Annotated in this window: 15 protein-coding genes; 7 read left to right on the top strand and 8 right to left on the bottom strand. The window is 62.5% G+C overall.

Going from position 1 to position 16,475, the window contains the following annotated elements:
- Window positions 1-7: 7 nt before the first annotated feature.
- From MKS85_RS00915 to pssA, 4 genes are all read right to left on the bottom strand, one after another.
- Window positions 8-769, bottom strand: coding sequence for an SDR family NAD(P)-dependent oxidoreductase (locus tag MKS85_RS00915; RefSeq protein ID WP_139050331.1), 762 nt, complete (start codon window positions 767-769; stop codon window positions 8-10).
- 16 nt (window positions 770-785) lie between these two features.
- Window positions 786-2,450 (bottom strand): AMP-binding protein, encoded by a 1,665-nt coding sequence (locus MKS85_RS00910; RefSeq protein ID WP_310662559.1) that lies wholly within the window; start codon window positions 2,448-2,450, stop codon window positions 786-788.
- A 250-nt stretch (window positions 2,451-2,700) separates the two neighbouring features.
- Window positions 2,701-3,717, bottom strand: coding sequence for an AraC family transcriptional regulator (locus tag MKS85_RS00905; protein WP_047226499.1), 1,017 nt, complete (start codon window positions 3,715-3,717; stop codon window positions 2,701-2,703).
- An 11-nt stretch (window positions 3,718-3,728) separates the two neighbouring features.
- Window positions 3,729-5,072, bottom strand: coding sequence for a CDP-diacylglycerol--serine O-phosphatidyltransferase (gene pssA / locus MKS85_RS00900; RefSeq protein ID WP_139050333.1), 1,344 nt, complete (start codon window positions 5,070-5,072; stop codon window positions 3,729-3,731).
- Between the two features lie 122 nt (window positions 5,073-5,194).
- Here pssA and MKS85_RS00895 point away from each other — a divergent pair, with 122 nt between their 5' ends.
- The 3 genes from MKS85_RS00895 (at window position 5,195) to MKS85_RS00885 (ending at window position 6,973) form a co-directional block, all read left to right on the top strand.
- Entirely contained in the window at window positions 5,195-5,764 is a 570-nt protein-coding gene (locus MKS85_RS00895) for a TetR/AcrR family transcriptional regulator (RefSeq protein WP_310662558.1), read from the top strand.
- A gap of 54 nt (window positions 5,765-5,818) precedes the next feature.
- Window positions 5,819-6,298: a nuclear transport factor 2 family protein gene (locus tag MKS85_RS00890; protein WP_047226502.1), complete on the top strand. Its 480-nt coding sequence runs from the start codon at window positions 5,819-5,821 to the stop codon at window positions 6,296-6,298.
- Window positions 6,299-6,571: 273 nt separating this feature from the next.
- Entirely contained in the window at window positions 6,572-6,973 is a 402-nt protein-coding gene (locus tag MKS85_RS00885; RefSeq protein WP_047226503.1) for a hypothetical protein, read from the top strand.
- Window positions 6,974-7,006: 33 nt separating this feature from the next.
- Here the strand turns inward: MKS85_RS00885 and MKS85_RS00880 are convergent, their stop codons facing one another.
- The 4 genes from MKS85_RS00880 to MKS85_RS00865 form a co-directional block, all read right to left on the bottom strand.
- Complete coding sequence (locus MKS85_RS00880; protein ID WP_310662557.1) at window positions 7,007-9,430, bottom strand: TonB-dependent receptor; 2,424 nt, start codon at window positions 9,428-9,430, stop codon at window positions 7,007-7,009.
- A gap of 67 nt (window positions 9,431-9,497) precedes the next feature.
- On the bottom strand, window positions 9,498-10,442 hold the full coding sequence (locus MKS85_RS00875; RefSeq protein ID WP_310662556.1) for a FecR domain-containing protein: 945 nt from the start codon (window positions 10,440-10,442) through the stop codon (window positions 9,498-9,500).
- Window positions 10,442-10,951 (bottom strand): sigma-70 family RNA polymerase sigma factor, encoded by a 510-nt coding sequence (locus tag MKS85_RS00870; protein WP_047226506.1) that lies wholly within the window; start codon window positions 10,949-10,951, stop codon window positions 10,442-10,444. Before MKS85_RS00870 ends, MKS85_RS00875 begins: the two co-directional genes overlap by 1 nt.
- A gap of 189 nt (window positions 10,952-11,140) precedes the next feature.
- Window positions 11,141-11,662: an SgcJ/EcaC family oxidoreductase gene (locus MKS85_RS00865; RefSeq protein WP_047226507.1), complete on the bottom strand. Its 522-nt coding sequence runs from the start codon at window positions 11,660-11,662 to the stop codon at window positions 11,141-11,143.
- 167 nt (window positions 11,663-11,829) lie between these two features.
- On the opposite strand from MKS85_RS00865, the gene MKS85_RS00860 reads away from it, so the two are divergent.
- Genes MKS85_RS00860 through MKS85_RS00845 form a run of 4 tightly spaced genes read left to right on the top strand, consistent with a single transcriptional unit; the run spans window position 11,830 to window position 16,452 of the window.
- Window positions 11,830-13,014, top strand: a complete 1,185-nt coding sequence (locus tag MKS85_RS00860; RefSeq protein WP_310662555.1) for a sensor histidine kinase — start codon at window positions 11,830-11,832, stop codon at window positions 13,012-13,014.
- Window positions 13,011-13,679, top strand: coding sequence for a response regulator transcription factor (locus MKS85_RS00855; protein WP_047226509.1), 669 nt, complete (start codon window positions 13,011-13,013; stop codon window positions 13,677-13,679). Before MKS85_RS00860 ends, MKS85_RS00855 begins: the two co-directional genes overlap by 4 nt.
- Window positions 13,676-15,988, top strand: coding sequence for an ATP-binding protein (locus tag MKS85_RS00850; protein WP_047226510.1), 2,313 nt, complete (start codon window positions 13,676-13,678; stop codon window positions 15,986-15,988). The genes MKS85_RS00855 and MKS85_RS00850 overlap by 4 nt, the downstream gene beginning before the upstream one ends.
- Complete coding sequence (locus MKS85_RS00845; RefSeq protein WP_047226511.1) at window positions 15,985-16,452, top strand: response regulator; 468 nt, start codon at window positions 15,985-15,987, stop codon at window positions 16,450-16,452. Before MKS85_RS00850 ends, MKS85_RS00845 begins: the two co-directional genes overlap by 4 nt.
- The last annotated feature ends 23 nt before the right edge of the window (window positions 16,453-16,475 follow it).

Genomic DNA, 16,475 nt, shown 5'->3' with positions numbered 1-16,475 from the left:
ATTGCTCCTACTTGGCAGCCATACGCAAGGCGCCGTCGAGACGGATCACCTCACCGTTGAGCATGGTGTTTTCAATGATATGCCTGACCAGCGCCGCGTACTCGGCCGGTTTGCCCAGGCGCGGTGGAAAAGGCACGCCAGCGGCCAGGGAGTCGCGTACTTCGGGTGTCATGCCGGCCATCATCGGCGTTTCGAAAATGCCCGGGGCGATGGTCATCACACGGATGCCGAAGCGCGCCAGTTCCCGGGCGGCCGGCAGGGTCAGGCTGGCGATGGCGCCTTTGGAGGCCGCGTAGGCTGCCTGGCCGATCTGGCCGTCGAAAGCCGCCACCGAAGCGGTATTGATGATCACGCCACGCTCACCCTCGGCATCGGCCTCGGTTTCACTGATGGCAGCGGCGGCCAGACGCAACAGATTGAAGCTACCGATCAAGTTGACGTTGATCACCTGGCTGAAGCTGGCCAGCGCGTGCGTGCCGTTCTTGCCGAGGATCTTCTCGCCGCGCACGATGCCGGCGCAGTTCACCAGGCCATTGAGGCCACCGAACGCCGCCACGGTGGCCTTGACCGCCGCGTCTGCCGCCGCTTCGTTGCTGATGTCCGCCACCACACTCTGGCAGCCCAGCATCTGCGCCTGGGCAGCCACGGCTTCGGCGTTGAGGTCCACCAGCATCACCTTGGCACCGGCCTTGACCAGCATCTCGCCGGTGGCCGCGCCGAGGCCGGACGCGCCGCCGCTGACGAGGAAAATCTTGTTGTCGATCTGCATCATGGTTTCCTTGGATTCAAGCTGAAACGTTAGGCGCCGCGGCCTCTTGAGCCTTGGCGATCTCCTGGTTGCGCAAGATAAAGCGCTGCAACTTGCCGCTTGGGGTTTTCGGCAAGTCGCTGACAAATTCGATTTCACGGGGATAGGCATGGGCCGCCAGGCGCTTACGCACGTGCTGGCGCAACTCTTCGGCCAACTCTGGCGCGGCGCGGTATTGGGCGCTGAGCACCACGAAGGCTTTCACCAGTTCGGTGCGTTCGGGATCGGGCTTGCCGACCACCGCAGCCTCGACGACGGCGGGGTGTTCGATCAGTGCGCTTTCCACGTCGAACGGGCCGACGCGATAGCCGGAGGTGGTAATCACGTCGTCGCTGCGGCCGACGAAGCTGATGCTGCCATCGGGGTTGAACTCAACGGTGTCGCCGCTCAGGTAATAATCGCCGACGAAAGCCTTGGTTGGCCCGCCCTCGTAACCGGCGAACCAGCACATCGGTGACTGGCTGCGGTCGACAGCGAGAATGCCCGGCTGGCCCACGCCCAATTCACGGTTATTTTCATCCAGCACCACGATCCGGTGGCCCGGCGAGGCGAAACCGGCTGCGCCCATGTGCACCGGATGTTCCAGAGCGTGGTGATTGCACAGCACCATGCCCAGTTCGGTCTGGCCGTAGTGATCGTGAATCACCACGTTCAGGTTGTCGGCAAACCAGCGGATGACCTCCGGGTTCAGCGGCTCTCCGGCGCTGCTGACCGCGCGCAGCGTGCCCTTGATCGAGCGGGCGAACTGATCGCCCCCGGCGATCAACAAACGATAGGCAGTGGGTGAACCGGCGAGGTTGGTGATGCCGTACTTGTTGATGACTCGGCAAGTGCTGTCCAGGGTGAACGGCCCATCGTAGAACGTGATGGGATGCCCCATGGCCAGAGGGCCGGTCACACCGAAGTAGATGCCGTAGGCCCAGCCCGGGTCAGCGACGTTCCAGAAGGCGTCTTCGGGACGCAGGTCCACGGCGTCACGCATGTAGCTCTGGAATGCGACGATGGCCTTGAGCGGCACCGACAGCGCCTTGGCCGGCCCGGTGGTGCCGGAGGTAAACATCAACAGGAACGGGTCTTCGCCACTGAGCATCACCGGTTCGCACTGGTTTGCATGGTTCGCCACTTCTGCCCAGAAACTGTAATCGCCGCGAACGATGCCCTGGCCTTTTGCGCCGCCGACCGTGACCACTGTGGGGCAACCGGCTACATCGTTGAGTTTGGGGCGATTGACCGCGTCGGTGACCACAACACGCGCACCGGAGCTGCCCAGACGGTGTTCGATGGCCTTGGGGCCGAACGCGGTGAACAACGGCTGATACACCGCGCCGATGCGCCACGTGGCGAGTACCACGATCAGCAATTCAGCGGTACGTGGCAGCAGGCCGGCCACCTTGTCACCCTTGCCCACGCCTTGGGCCAGGAGGAAATTGGCAAAACGCGCGGCGTTGTCCTGCAAGTCACGGTAAGTCCAGGTCGCGTCGCTGCCGTCGCGACCCTCCCAGAACAAGGCAATACGCCCCGGCAACGCATGCCGGTCGCAACACTCGACACAGGCGTTCAATGCCTCGAGCGAGCCGTGCAGCGCGGTGTTGACGGTGTGCAGGTAATCGAACTGTGACGTGGCGGACGAGTAATCGCGCATGACCAGAATCCCTCTGTACTTTTTATTGGTTGGGGGAACCGTAAACAGCAGGGAAATACTCGCGCCGAAGGGCTTGGGCGGCAATGGTCAAAGCCATCAAGTTGCTTGACTGGTTTGGCCATGGTTGGGTGATGTGGCGTCTGGGAGGCCGTTATCGCGAGCAGGCTCGCTCCCACCGGGGCAATGCGAACCTTATGTGGGAGCAAGGCTTGCCCGCGATAGCGCAAGCCCACTCAACCCACATCCCGGATCAGCCAGGATCGTTGAGAATCAGGCTGCGATAATGTCCCGGATTGGACCCGGACCACTTGCGAAACGCCTTGTAGAAGGAGCTGGCATCGGCAAACCCCAGGCGTGCGGCGATTTCCACGAAACTGATGGAAGGTTCGGCCAGCCAGTTGATGGCCAACTCTTTGCGCACACTGTCCTTGAGCCCTTGATACGTCTGGCCCTCCTCCGCCAAGCGGCGGCGCAGGGTCGAGGCCGAAACGCACAACTGCTGGGCCAGAGCCTCGGTCTCCGGCCACTGCTCGGGTGGCAATTGGCGCAGGTCGTGTCTGATGCGGCTGGCGAGGCTTTGCGGGTCGCGATATTTGACCAGGATGTTGGCCGGTGCCTGGGCCAGAAAGCGGTTGAGTTCCTCGGCGCTACGTCGGATGGGCAGGTCCAGGCATTCGGCGGAGAAGATCATCCGGGTGCGGGGCCGGTCAAAGCGCAGGTTCCGGGAGAACATCACACGATAGTCGTCGCAGAAATCCGGTTCCGGGCAACGCAACTCGATGGAAAGAATCGGAATACGCCGCCCGGCCAGCCAACAGGCCACGCCATGAACAATCATCCAGTAGGTGAAATAGGTGAAGGCCCGTCGCGGATCCTGATCGTCCTCCAGCAGGACGATTTCCGCCAGGCTCTGCTGGCGGACCCATTGGGCCGGCAACTGTTCGAACATCAGCGAGAGGAACCCCAGCCCCGCCGTCAGGCCGCTCGCTAGCGTGGGTTGGGCCATGGCGCACTGGCAGAGAAACGCCAGGCTACCCGACTTGAGCTTGCGCGGGTCCATGCCAAAAAACTCGTCATCCAGGCGTCGGGCGAGCAAACGCCAGAGCCGCGCATAAGCATGGGCCGGGACCCGCGCCTGGGAGTCGTCGAGCAACGCAGGGTCTATGCCGACCTTGCTCAGAACCTCATCGGTGGCCGCTCCGGGAGCGCAGCTTTGCAGCAGCGCCTCACGTACCAACTGGATGGAGATGGTGTCTTTTTCCGACATGGCACGGGCTTTCACAGGATCCGGTAAAGCAGCCGCTCGATCCGCACCCGGCTGACCCGTTTCAGAAACCTGGCGACTGCGGCGGGATAGTCCGGCAGGGTTTCCAGGTCCAGATATCGATCGATGCGCCGGGTGTGCTGGTAAATCTGCTCAAGCTCGGCCTGACGCGGCCCCAGCAGTTCGCCCTTGGGGTCATCCAGCAACAAAGCGTTTTCCAGGTCCAGGCGAAACGCCCGTGGATTGAGGTTATTGCCGGTCAGCAAGGTGTAGCGCTCGTCGATCCACATGCCCTTGAGGTGATAGGTATTGTCACCGTCACGCCACAGGTGCAGGTTCAGTTGGCCACTGTCGATGTAACGCTGATGCCGCTTGGCGAAGCGGCGCAGGCTGATTTCGTAGAGATAGGGCAGCGCGGCGATGATCTTGAACGGCTCGCTGGGCGGCATGTAGAAGTCGTTGGCGGTTTTGTCGCCGACGATAATGTCGATCCTGACCCCGCGAGCCAGCGCGCGATTGATCTCCCGGGTCACCCCCAGGGGCAGATTGAAATACGGCGTGCAGATGGTCAGTTGCCGGCGACTGCTGGCAATCAATTCGCCGATCACCCGGCTCAACGGATTGTTCTTGCCCACGCCCAGCAACGGGCTCACCGACAGGCCGCTCTTGTCGAGGTTGCCGGCCTGCGTGTCATACGCGGCGTACTTGAGCCGGCTGCGCAGATCGCCGATGTCCTTGCGCAGGCTGCGAGTGCTGGGCAGGTTCGGCAAATCCAGACGATGCACGGCGCTGGAGGCAATCAAGCCATGCTGTATCAGGTGCTGCATCGAGTCGGCCAGTGCCTCGTTGCGCAACAGGTGGTAGCGGTCGTAGCGGTATTTGTCGAACTTGTGCAGATAGACGTTATTGAGGCTGGCACCGCTGTAAAGCACACAGTCGTCGATCACGAAGCCTTTGAGGTGCAGCACGCCGAACAACTCGCGGGTCTGCACCGGCACGCCGTAGATCGGCACTTCGCTGGCGTGAGTGCGGGTCTGTTCCTGATACCACGCCGAATTGCCCGGCTGCTTCTTGGCGCCGATCAGCCCGCGCTGAGCCCGCAGCCAGTCCACCACCACGACCACGTCCAGTTCCGGACGCTTGGCCTTGGCGGCGTGCAAGGCATCGAGGATTTCCTGCCCGGCCTCGTCCTCTTGCAGGTACAGGGCGACGATGTAGATGCGCTGGGTGGCCTGGGCGATTTGCTCCAGCAGGCAACGGCGGAACTCGGCGGCGCCATCGAGGATGGTCACGGCATCGGCGGTCAGTGCAAAGCTGCGCAGCTTAGGCAGCAAGGGGCGTTTGAAAAGCGACGGCATAGGGCTCGCAAAAGGTCGAATCCGAAGAGTGGTTGAGCTTACACCATCGATGGGTTCGGGTCTTCAGGGCGTCATGAAAAAACAACTTGACCAAGGAGAACGATCGTTCTACTGTTAGCGCCATGAACGAAATCAATAGCAATGAGACCCGAAACATTATTCTCGATGTCGCCGAAAAGTTGATCTATAAAAGTGGCATCGCGGCCACCGGCATGGATCGGCTGGTGAAAACCGCCGGCGTCTCCAGAAAGAGCATTTATCGCTACTTTGCCAACAAGGACGATCTGATCGTGGCCGCACTCCAGCGGCGCGACGAACGCTGGATGCACTGGTTCAGCAGTGAGGTCGACAAGGCCCCTACTCCGCGCGCCCGGCTGCTCAACCTGTTTACCGTGCTCAAAACCTGGTTCGACAGCGAAGGTTTCCGTGGCTGTGCGTTCATCAACACCAGTGGCGAAACCGGCGACCCACAGAACCCGGTCCGCCAGGTCGCCAAACTGCATAAACAGAAGTTGCTCGACTATGTAACTCGGCTGTGCACAGAACAAGGCGTCGAGAGCCCGGAAGCCTTGGCCCGGCAGTTACTGATCCTGATCGATGGCGCCATTACCGTCGCACTGGTCATGGGCGATCACAGCGCCGCTGACCAGGCCCAAAACATACTGAAGTCCTTATTGGCTGAAACTGAATAACCCGTTCCCGTAAACCGCTGTGCCACTTGCTCGATCACTCACTGGAGATCTGCCATGTCATCCACTGCTGAAGTTCGTCCGCCGCTGCCGCCTTTCACCCGTGAATCGGCCATTGAAAAAGTCCGCCTGGCCGAAGACGGCTGGAACTCCCGCGACCCACAACGGGTGTCCCTGGCCTATACGCTGGACACTCAATGGCGCAACCGTGCCGAATTCGCCCATAACCGCGAAGAGGCCAAGGCCTTCCTGACCCGTAAATGGGCCAAGGAACTGGACTACCGGCTGATCAAAGAACTGTGGGCCTTCACCGGTAACCGTATCGCCGTGCGCTACGCCTACGAATGGCACGACGATTCGGGCAACTGGTTCCGTTCCTACGGCAATGAAAACTGGGAGTTTGACGAGCAAGGGTTGATGTCCAACCGCTACGCCTGCATCAACGACATGCCGATCCAGGAAAGCGAACGCAAATTCCATTGGCCGCTGGGTCGCCGGCCGGATGATCATCCGGGGCTGTCTGACTTGGGGCTGTAGGCGCACGGCATTTGTATAAGCAACAGAAACCTTGTGGGAGCGGGCTTGCTCGCGAAGGCGGTGCGTCAGCAGGTAGCAATGCTGGACGAACAACCGTCTTCGCGAGCAAGCCCGCTCCCACATTGCTACTGCGGGCTCGGCCCAGCGCCCGCTCACAACGGCGCTAGACAAGCGGCCACTCGCCAGGGTTGACCGGCATGCCGCCAGGCATCACATTGCCTGGACCGCCGATACACTCAGAGGCGATTTGCTCGTTGCTGACCTGTGGAGCCCATGACCGCGTCGATTCCGATCCGTCCCCCCTGCCCGCCTGGTGTCTGTGACTGCGGGCGTGATGCGTTGCTGCAAACCCCGGGCAGTGACCTGCGCATTCTTTGCTTGAACCGTCAGGAAGAAAAACGCCTGCTCGAACGGCTGGAAAATATCCAGAGCCTGGACGAACTCCAACGGTTGCAGCAGCGTATGTACGAGAACCTCGGAATCCGCCTGAGCGTCGAACCCGGCTACAACGAAGTACGCACCATGCGCGGCATCGCCATCGAGTTCCAGGAGCAGCCCGGCTTGTGCCGCAAGATTCGCCAGTCGATCCCCACCGCCATTCGACGCGGGTTGGAAAAACGTCCCGAAATCGCCTGGCGCTTGCTGGATGCCCACGACCTGTTCCGTGACGCCTGAGAAACAGCTTCATCCCTGAAGCTGCACATCGGTCTAGAAGTCCACGGTGGCCGAAAGCAGGTAAGTGCGCGGCGTTGCCAGGGTCAAGCCTGCCTCGCTGTCATCCGAGGCGCCGGCTGAACTCCAGTAGCGCTTGTCCGCGACGTTCTCGACATTGGCACGCAGGGTGATGTTCTTCTGGTCCACCTTGAACGCGTAGCGCGCGCCTACATCCACACGCTCCCAGGAATCGATTTCCTTGGTGTTGGACTGGTCCAGGTACTGCGAACTGGAGTGGATGGCGCGGCTGGTCAGGGTCAGGCCCTGCACGGTCGGCACATCCCACTCGGCGCCCAGGTTGACATTGTATTTGGGCGTGGCCGGCGCCCGATTACCATCAAAGGCACCATCGGTGGTATCGGTCAACTCGCTGTCGATATACATGACCCCGCCGAGCAAACGCAAACCCTTGAGCGGCTCACCGAACACGCTCAACTCAACCCCGGTGTTCTCGCGTTTGCCGTTCGGGCCGAAGACACGGGTCGTGGCATCGGTGGCGTAGGCAGGCTGCTTGATCCGGAAGACGGCGGCGGTGACGGCGAGCGCACCCGCGTCATATTTGGCTCCCACCTCGACCTGACGACTGATGAACGGCGGGAATATTTCGTCCTCGTTGATCGAGGTCGATGGCGCGATCTTGCCCTGGCTCAAACCTTCCATGTAGTTGGCATACAACGACAGCTTATCGGTTGCCTTGAACAGGATTCCGCCCGACGGCGACATCTTTTCCTCGTCGTACGCGGTGGCGCCTTTGACGTTATCCGTCCAGTCGTCAACCTTGATCCGCTGCCAGCGGGTGCCGAGGGTCAGCAGCAGTCGATCATCGAAGAAACCCAGAGTGTCGGACAGCGCCACGCCGGTGGAGCGGTTTTCGGTATAGACCTTGCTGTCCTGGCGCGTGGGGTCGCTCGGAGTCGGCGTTTGCACCGGGTCATACAGGTTGCTCGGGGACGAAGCATAACGAGCGCCGCCATTGGTGAAATCCATGTAGAAGTAGCTGGCGGCCAGGTTGATCTCATGGCTCACCGGGCCGGTATGGAACCAGTTGCGCACCCCGGCCGTGGCCGTGCGGACATTTTCATCGCGGGTAAAGTCGCGGGGTTGAACGCTGAAATCGCCAGCGTCGTTGCTGACCGAAACGTTGTGCCGCAGGAAGTCATGATCACTTTTGCGCGCCCCCGCACTGCCGTACAGCATCACGGAATCGTTGACATCGTATTGCGCGTTCACCGCGCCGAAAGTGTCCTTGGTGCGCGCCTTGCTCCAGCGCTGAGCGTAGTTGCGGCGCACATCGCTGGCGTGCGGGACCTGTGCGTTGGCCCCTACCAGCACACGCTCCTGCGGTGCGTCGGTATCGCGCTCGGTGCGCCCGATATCCGTCGAGAGGCGTAGACGCTCGCCACGAAAATCCAGGCCCAGCACGGCCATGTCACGGTCGACACTCTGGTGATCCCATTCGGTGTCGCCGGACTGCTTCACGCCGTTGAAACGAATGCCGAACTGGTTATCTTCACCAAAACGCCGGGCGACATCCACGGCGCCGCCGAGCTGGTTGTTGGAGGCGTAGCTGCCCGTGAACGAAGTGATGGGTTTGTCGGTGGCCCGCTTGGGCACCACGTTGATCCCGCCACCCACGCTGCCACGTGGCGAGACGCCGTTGATGAGCTGGGTCGGGCCCTTGATGATGTCGACGCGGTCGGCCATCTCCATGTCGATCGAATAGGTCGGCAGGATGCCGTAGAGGCCGTTGTAGGCGACATCACTGTTGAACAGGCTGAAACCGCGAATGGTGAACTGCTCGAAACGCCCGCCTGCCGGATTGGTGGCGCGAACCGAAGGATCGCTGGCAATCAAGTCGCCCAGGGTCCGAGCCTGCTGGTTCTTGACCACTTCGCTGGTATAGGTGGTCATGCTGAACGGGGTTTCCATGAAGTCCCGCGACCCGAGCAAGCCTTGCGAGCCGCGGCGCGCGACCTGGCCACCGGCATAGGGCTCGCCCTGCGCCAGGCTCGTGGCCCCCATGATCGAGGTGGGAGCCAGTTGCAAGCTGCTGCCTTCCGGCGCCGGGGTCAGGATGTAAGCCTGCTCGCCCACCGGCTGCAGTTGCAGACCCGAGCCCTGCAACAGTCGGGCAAAGCCCTCCTCCACGGCATACTCCCCCGACAGACCGGGGCTGTTATGCCCGCTCACCAGGGCCGGGTCGACCGACAGGTTGACCCCCGCCAGGCCGGCGAACCGGGTGAGCGCGGCGCTGAGGCTGCCGGCCGGCACCTGATAGCTGCGTCGGGCAGCTTCTTCGGCTTGGCTGGAGGACATGAACAATGGGCTGGCGCTCAGGCTGAGCACGAGGCTCAGGTTCAACAGCGGACGCCAGCCGGCAAGGGCCGGGCGAAAACGCAAAGGTACTACTGCGGACATTGGGGGGAGCTCTCGTTTTTGTTCAGTTGCCTTGAATGACAAGCGAGACAAAAAAAGGGGACAGGCGTCAGACAGTATTTTTGCGCAGCGTCAATGTGACCCAGTATCGGGTGCGCGTTTGCACGTGCAGCGGCAGGCTGGCCGAGAGCAACGCGAGGATTCGATCGGTGTTTTCCAGACGGAAGCTGCCGGTCACCCGCAGCGACTCCAGGGCGGGGTCCCAACGCAATAAACCTGGGCGATATCGGCCCAGCTCACGGAGAAAATCCCCCAACGGCTGGTTCTGCGCCACAAGTACACCGTCACGCCAACCCAACTGCGCTACGTCGAACGCCCCCACCGGTCCGGCGCCCGAGACCAAGAGGTTGACCTGCTCGCCTTCCTTCAGTGTCAGCATTGGCCCGCGCAGCGGTTGCAGTTGCACCGAACCACTGAGGACCGACACCCGGCAACTGCGCTCATTCAGGCGTACGCAGACCTCGCTATGGCTGACGGAGATCAAGCCGAACGGTGCCTGAATGGCCAATGGCGCAGGCCCCTGGACATTGAGGGCCATCTCCCCTTGCACCAGCACCAGGCGTCGAGCCTTGAGGTCCAGGTCCAGGGCGCTGTCGGTATTCAACTGCAAGGCGCTGCCGTCGGCCAGCGACCAGCGCCGCTGTTCGCCCGTGGCCGTGTGCAGGTCGGCGCGCCAGACCTCCAGCGGCAGCTCTCGCCCCAGCCACCAGGCCGTGGGCACCAACGCGGCGACACCGAGCGCACGCTTGAGCACCGCCCGACGGGGCAATGCCGGGCGATCCAGGGTCGCCATACCCAATGAAGTCGGCACCCCGGCGAAACGCTGGCGCAATCGCTGGGCTTTTTGCCAGGCGGCCTCGTGGTGGGCGCTGCTGTCGCGCCAACGTTGCAGCGCGGCGCAATCGAAGTCATCCCCGCCAGACTCCATCATGGCCAGCCAGCGAGCCGCCGCCCGGGCGACTTCGCGAGCTTCAGGCGAAGGGGCCTGGCGCATCAAAAGTCCACCAACAGGCAATGCTCATAAGCCTGGGCCATATAGCGCTTGATGGTGCGCTCCGACACCTGCATGCGCTCGGCGATTTCACGGTAGCCCAGGCCTTCGAGCTGGCTCCACAAAAAAGCCCGCCGCACCAGAGCCGGCAGGCCATCGAGCAATTCATCCAGGGCTTGCAACGTTTCCAGCAGCAGCCAGCGCTGCTCCGGGGACGGTACGCACGCTGGCGGCAAGCTCGCCAAGGCGTCGAGGTAAGCCTGCTCCAAGTTGCGGCGCGCGTAAAAGTTGCTCAACAGACGCTTGCCGACTGTCAGCAGATAAGCGCGGGGTTCGTGCAGATCGGCCAATGGCTGAGCGCTGGACAGTACCCGCAGGAACGTGTCCTGGCGCAGGTCCGCGGCATCCCAGGCATTGCCCATGCGTCGTCTCAACCAGCCTTCCAGCCAGCCACCGTGGTCTCGGTACAGCGCGTGCAAGGAACGCTCCGTTGGCGTAGCTGCATCAGACATGTCAAGAAGCCTTGTGCAAGGAATACATTAAATGAGAGTGATTCTAATTAATGTTCCCGCACGAATCCAACTTCTTTATCGAACCGCTCTGTTAATGACACTGGCCTATCGTTTTTTGCCAGCCTGCCAAACGGGTGGTTCGCCCCCCCCCCAACGCAGCCAGGGACGAACTCATTTGTTCAAACGGCCTCAGTGGCTGGCATGCAGTTGCTTCTGGACTTGCGGCATGGCCGAGGAGTGGTGGTTAAGGATCTTCCACTGACCGTCAATGCGTTCATAGATAAAGGTGTAGCGCGCCTGAACCTCGCGCTTGGAGCCGTCGGCGTTGGTCAGGGCAAAGGTATAGACACCACTGTCCATCGCCGCGTCAGGTCCCAGGTGACGGATTTCCCGGTAGTTGATCTGCCCCACCGGCTTGCCGGCCAGGAAGTGTTCAAAGTAATCCTGGATCAGTGCCGCCGTGTTGCGCACCTGGTTGGATACGGTGGGCTGCAATATCGCATCCGGCGCATACAGGCTGGTTACTGCAGCAGCGTTGCCGGTTTTGAGGGCCGCGTTCCAACGGTCGAACAATGCGGCGATTTCACGGTCATTCTGATTCTGTGGCTGCTCGGCTACGGTGCGATAAACGTATGGCGTTGTTTCAAGTGCCAGGGCCAAGGGTGTGGTCAGCATGAAAAAAGCGGCAGCGGCGAAGGTTTTCAGTTTCATCGTAACGTTCCTGTGGGTTTCAATGAGCCGACTTTGCCGGGCCTGGCGGCCTTCGCCATCGGCCAACCGGTGCCGATTGCCTATGCCGTTCGGCAGATAGGCCCGGTGCTGATGACACGCTCTAATACCGCCACGCCGACCGGTCCCATCCACGCTGGAGCCCTATCATGCAAAGCCCACCCCATGACCCCGGCAGTGCCCTGGCCATCCGAACCCAATATCGCCAGTCGCAAAGTCGTGCCGCACGCCTGCGCCTGCTGTTGGGCACCGGCCATGAACTGACGCAATTGCCCCTGTCGGCGATGCGCCAGCGCGCAGTGCAACGAGCGTGCGCATTCATGGCCATGGATCATGGCCTGCTGCTGGAGTGGGCAGCGGACACCACGTTTTGCACCATCGCCAGCCATGGCAGCCAAGAACGGCTCGATCTGCTTGCCAACCTGGCTCAGCCGCCGTCAGCCGAGCCACAATGGCTGGAGTACCCTGGCAGCGCCCTGCCCCAGGTCTTGCGCGTTCCGTTGCGTGGTTCCGACGGTGTGGTGTTCGGGGCTTTATTGCTGGGCAACGGCGTAGCCCTGGGCACGCCGGACAACGAGGATATTGAGTCACTGCAATTGCTGGCGACCCTGCTGGCTGCCCATCTGGAAAACAGTCGTCTGCTCGAAGCGTTGCAGGCCCGCGAACGCACCATGTCCGAGCTGGTCCATCGATTGTTCAGCGCCCAGGAAGACGAACGCAAGCGTGTGGCCTACGACCTGCATGATGGTCTGGCACAGAACCTGGCCGGCCTGCATCAGCGCCTGCAGGGGTTCGCCGGTCGCTGCCCGCCTCTGCCGCCGGCCCTGGCGAACGACTTGCAGGCCATCCTCGATCTCGCCCGGGGTTGTGTCGGCGAAGGCCGGCAGTTGATCGGCGGTCTGCGTCCCCATGCGCTGGATGACTTCGGTCTGTACAAAGCCGTCGACAAGGAAGCCGACCGCCTGCGGGATGCAGGCCTGTCGGTGGACTGGGCCGAGCACAGCGCCGCTCGCCTGCCGGGCAACACCGAAATCGCCTTGTTCCGCATTGCCCAGGAAGGCATCAACAACATTCTCAAGCACGCCCGGGCCAGCCATGTACGCCTGGGATTGATGGTGAGCGACGACCGGGCCTCGCTGCGGGTCGAAGACAATGGCCGTGGTTTTGCTCTGGAACAACCCATCGAGACCAATGGCACCTGCCATCTGGGCCTGGCGGCCATGCAGGAACGAGCCAGCCTGCTGGGCGGCCACCTGAGCTGTTTCAGCCAGCCCGATGGCGGCACCCGTTTGCTGGCCAGCGTCCCCCTACCCACCCACGGAACACACTCATGACGTCCCCTTTACGCCTGCTTTTGGCCGATGATCACGAAGTGACCCGCACCGGTTTTATCAGCATGCTGGCCGGCAGCCCGGGGTTCGAAGTCGTCGGCCAGGCCAGCGACGGCCAGGAAGCCCTCGATCTGTGCGAGCGGCTGCAACCGGACATCGCCATTCTCGACATTCGCATGCCGGTGCTCAATGGTCTGGGGGCGGCGCGCATCCTGCAGCAGCGCCAGCCGGGGATCAAAGTGGTGATCTTCACCATGGACGACAGCCCTGATCACCTTGAAGCCGCCATCGGCGCGGGCGCGGTCGGTTATCTGCTCAAGGATGCCAGCCGCGATGAAGTGCTGGACGCCCTCAAACGGGTCGCCCAGGGCGAAGAGGCCCTGAACAGTTCGGTCAGTGCGCGCCTGCTGCGGCGCATGGCCGAGCGCGGTGCCAGTGGCGCTACCCCGGTCCAGGCCCTGACAGCCCGCGAGCGCCAGGTGTTGGGGCTGGTGGCCGGCGGCTTCAGCAACCGTGAAATCGGCGAAAAACTCGGCATCGCCCCCGGCACCGCCAAGGCCCACGTGGAGCGCGTCATCGGCAAGTTGGGAGCCGCCGATCGAACCCAGGCCGCCGTGCGCGGTGTTGCCCTGGGGTTGGTGGCACAACCCAGCGGGCAATGGCCATGAGATTCCTCGCCGCCCGCCGCTGGGCCAACCTGCCATTGCGGGGCAAGGCATTGGTGGTCATTTCCCTGCCCCTGGTGGTGCTGTTGCTGTCGCTGGTGCTGATCTACATCACCGAACGCCAGACCGCCCGGGCCGAAGAAGACGTGCGCCGGGTGCTGCTGGTCCAGGGCGATATCCAGACGGTGCATACCCTGCTGGCCGAAGCCGCAGCCAGCGTGCGCGGTTACCTGCTGACCCGGCGCGAAGACTTCCTGCCCAGCTACGAACAGGCCACGCCGCTGATCAAGGCCGCGTTGCAACGGTTGGACCACAACATCCGCGACGCCCGGATGCGCGAGCGCCTCAAGACCATCACCCCACTGATCGCAGAAAAACTCGATGGGCTGGATGCCTTGCGCAACGGCAAGGCCGATGACACAGCGGCCATCACGACGATTCTGATCGAAAACAAACACGTCCTGGACGTGCTGCGCGAGCAGATCAACGCGATGCGTATACGTGAGGACGCCCTGCTCGCCGACCGCAGTGCCGCCGCCTCGGCCACGCGCATGCGCCTGTTGTTCGCCACGCTACTGGCGGCGCTGTGCGGGCTGCTTGGCGCCATCGTGGCGGTGCTGTTCCTGTCCAAGGGCATTGTCGCCCGCGTGCAACAGGTGCAAGGCAACGCTCAGCGCCTGGCCTTGGGTCAACCGTTGTTGCCGCAACCGCCGGAGCAGGACGAAATCGGCCAGTTGGGCACTCGTCTGGTAGAGGCCGGGCAGTTGCTTGCCGAACGCGAGCGGGCTCTGCGGGATAACGAAGAACGCTTGCGACTGATCATCGATGGGGTGAAGGACTACGGCATCTTTGCGCTGGACGCCCAAGGCCATGTCATTACCTGGAACGCCGGCGCCGAACGGATCAAGGGTTACACCGAACAGGAAATCCTCGGCCGGCATTTTTCGTTGTTCTATCTGAGCGAAGAATGCCCGGCGCACCCGGACATGGCGCTGCACGAAGCGGCCCGTGACGGTCATTACATGGAAGAAGGCTGGCGCTGTCGCAAGGACGGCAGCCGCTTCTGGGCCAGTGTGGTCATCACTGCCCAGTACGACAGTACCGGCACCCTGCGCGGGTTTTCCAAGATCACCCGCGACATCACTGACCGCCGCGCCGCCGAGATCGCCCTGCGCACCGCCCGTGAAGAAGCCGAAAGCGCCAGCCGCGCCAAGAGCGAATTTCTTTCGCGCATGAGCCACGAACTGCGCACCCCCCTGAACGCCATACTCGGCTTCGCGCAACTGCTGGACATGGACTCCAGCGCCGGCCAGCGCCCACAGGTCAGTCACATCCTGCGCGCCGGTCAGCATCTGCTGGCGTTGATCAACGAGGTGCTGGACATTGCCCGGATCGAGGCCGGTCGTCTGCCGCTGAACATTGAGCCGATTGCCTTGACGACGGTGTTGCATGAAGCCCTGACGCTGGTTTCACCCATGGCGGCCGACGCCGGAATTCAGTTGGCCGAGCTGGCGCCGCTACCCGACAGCAGCGGTGTGCTGGCCGACCGTCAACGCCTGGTGCAGGTGCTACTCAATCTGTTGTCCAACGCCATCAAGTACAACCGGCCCGGCGGTGAAGTGCGCATTGAGGTGACCACCCAGGGGCCGCGAGTCAGCATTGCCGTCAGCGACACCGGGCATGGCATTGCCCCTGAGCAGCTTGACCGGTTGTTCAAGCCGTTCGAGCGCCTGGGTGCCGATCCACAGGTCGAGGGCACCGGTCTTGGGCTGTCCTTGAGCAAGAGCCTGCTGGAAATGATGCAAGGCAGCCTGCAGGTCCACAGCGAGCCGGGGCAAGGTTGTTGTTTCACCCTGCAATTGCCCGGTGCCCGGGTGGAACACGCCCGCTTGCCCCCCATCGTCGCGCTGAAGGCACCGCGTCCGTCAGTCGAATATCACGGCAAGATACTGTGCATCGAAGACAACCTGTCGAGCCTGGCGCTGATCGAGACCCTGATGCAGCGACGTCCGGGTATTCAACTGCTGTCGAGCATGCAAGGCCAGTTGGGCCTGGACCTGGCTCGCCAGCACGCCCCGCAGTTGATCCTGCTGGACGTGACCCTGCCGGACCTGACAGGCCTGGAGGTGCTGCGCCGCTTGCGGCAATCGGCGGCTACGGCGTCCACACCGGTACTGATGATCACCGCCGATGCCAGCGACCTGACCCACCGTGCCCTGCACGAAGCCGGGGCCACAGCGATCCTGACCAAACCCATTCATATCCAGGCCTTTCTCGGCCACCTTGAACGTTATTTACCGGAGCCCGCATGAATCGCGATTTGCGCATCCTGATCGTTGACGATCAGCGCCCCAACCTGGACCTGATGGAGCAGTTGCTGGCTCGCGAAGGGCTGCACAACGTACTGAGCAGCACCGAGCCTTTGCGCACCCTCGACCTGTTCAACAGTTTTGAGCCTGACCTGGTGATCCTGGACCTGCACATGCCGGCATTCGATGGCTTCGCCGTGCTGGAGCAGCTCAACCGGCGCATCCCGGCAAACGACTACCTGCCGATCCTGGTGCTGACTGCCGACGCCACCCGCGACACCCGCCTGCGCGCCCTGGCGCTGGGCGCCCGGGACTTCATCAGCAAACCCCTGGATGCGCTGGAAACCATGCTACGCATCTGGAATCTGCTGGAAACACGGGCGCTCTATAAGGCGTTGCGCGAGCTGGTTCCATCGCAGCAGATCGAACTGTTGCGCCAGCACCGGCCGGCCGCCGGCGCGGTTTAGTCCGATTACGCCGGGCCGCAACA

Origin of the sequence: Pseudomonas sp. JL2 (genome assembly GCF_031570495.1) — a bacterium.
Classification (GTDB): Bacteria; Pseudomonadota; Gammaproteobacteria; order Pseudomonadales; family Pseudomonadaceae; genus Aquipseudomonas; species Aquipseudomonas rhizophila.
The sequence above is the reverse complement of the archived record's forward strand: the minus strand, read 5'-3'. Positions and strand labels throughout refer to the sequence as shown.

What these genes read in the sequence shown, in the direction of transcription:
- MKS85_RS00860 (WP_310662555.1), top strand. Translation starts at nt 11,830, where the DNA reads ATGCAAAGCCCACCCCATGACCCCGGCAGTGCCCTGGCCATCCGAACC.
- MKS85_RS00870 (WP_047226506.1), bottom strand. Translation starts at nt 10,951, where the DNA reads ATGTCTGATGCAGCTACGCCAACGGAGCGTTCCTTGCACGCGCTGTAC.
- MKS85_RS00895 (WP_310662558.1), top strand. Translation starts at nt 5,195, where the DNA reads ATGAACGAAATCAATAGCAATGAGACCCGAAACATTATTCTCGATGTC.
- MKS85_RS00875 (WP_310662556.1), bottom strand. Translation starts at nt 10,442, where the DNA reads ATGCGCCAGGCCCCTTCGCCTGAAGCTCGCGAAGTCGCCCGGGCGGCG.
- MKS85_RS00850 (WP_047226510.1), top strand. Translation starts at nt 13,676, where the DNA reads ATGAGATTCCTCGCCGCCCGCCGCTGGGCCAACCTGCCATTGCGGGGC.
- MKS85_RS00845 (WP_047226511.1), top strand. Translation starts at nt 15,985, where the DNA reads ATGAATCGCGATTTGCGCATCCTGATCGTTGACGATCAGCGCCCCAAC.
- MKS85_RS00865 (WP_047226507.1), bottom strand. Translation starts at nt 11,662, where the DNA reads ATGAAACTGAAAACCTTCGCCGCTGCCGCTTTTTTCATGCTGACCACA.
- MKS85_RS00910 (WP_310662559.1), bottom strand. Translation starts at nt 2,450, where the DNA reads ATGCGCGATTACTCGTCCGCCACGTCACAGTTCGATTACCTGCACACC.
- MKS85_RS00880 (WP_310662557.1), bottom strand. Translation starts at nt 9,430, where the DNA reads ATGTCCGCAGTAGTACCTTTGCGTTTTCGCCCGGCCCTTGCCGGCTGG.
- MKS85_RS00905 (WP_047226499.1), bottom strand. Translation starts at nt 3,717, where the DNA reads ATGTCGGAAAAAGACACCATCTCCATCCAGTTGGTACGTGAGGCGCTG.
- MKS85_RS00855 (WP_047226509.1), top strand. Translation starts at nt 13,011, where the DNA reads ATGACGTCCCCTTTACGCCTGCTTTTGGCCGATGATCACGAAGTGACC.
- pssA (WP_139050333.1), bottom strand. Translation starts at nt 5,072, where the DNA reads ATGCCGTCGCTTTTCAAACGCCCCTTGCTGCCTAAGCTGCGCAGCTTT.
- MKS85_RS00885 (WP_047226503.1), top strand. Translation starts at nt 6,572, where the DNA reads ATGACCGCGTCGATTCCGATCCGTCCCCCCTGCCCGCCTGGTGTCTGT.
- MKS85_RS00915 (WP_139050331.1), bottom strand. Translation starts at nt 769, where the DNA reads ATGCAGATCGACAACAAGATTTTCCTCGTCAGCGGCGGCGCGTCCGGC.
- MKS85_RS00890 (WP_047226502.1), top strand. Translation starts at nt 5,819, where the DNA reads ATGTCATCCACTGCTGAAGTTCGTCCGCCGCTGCCGCCTTTCACCCGT.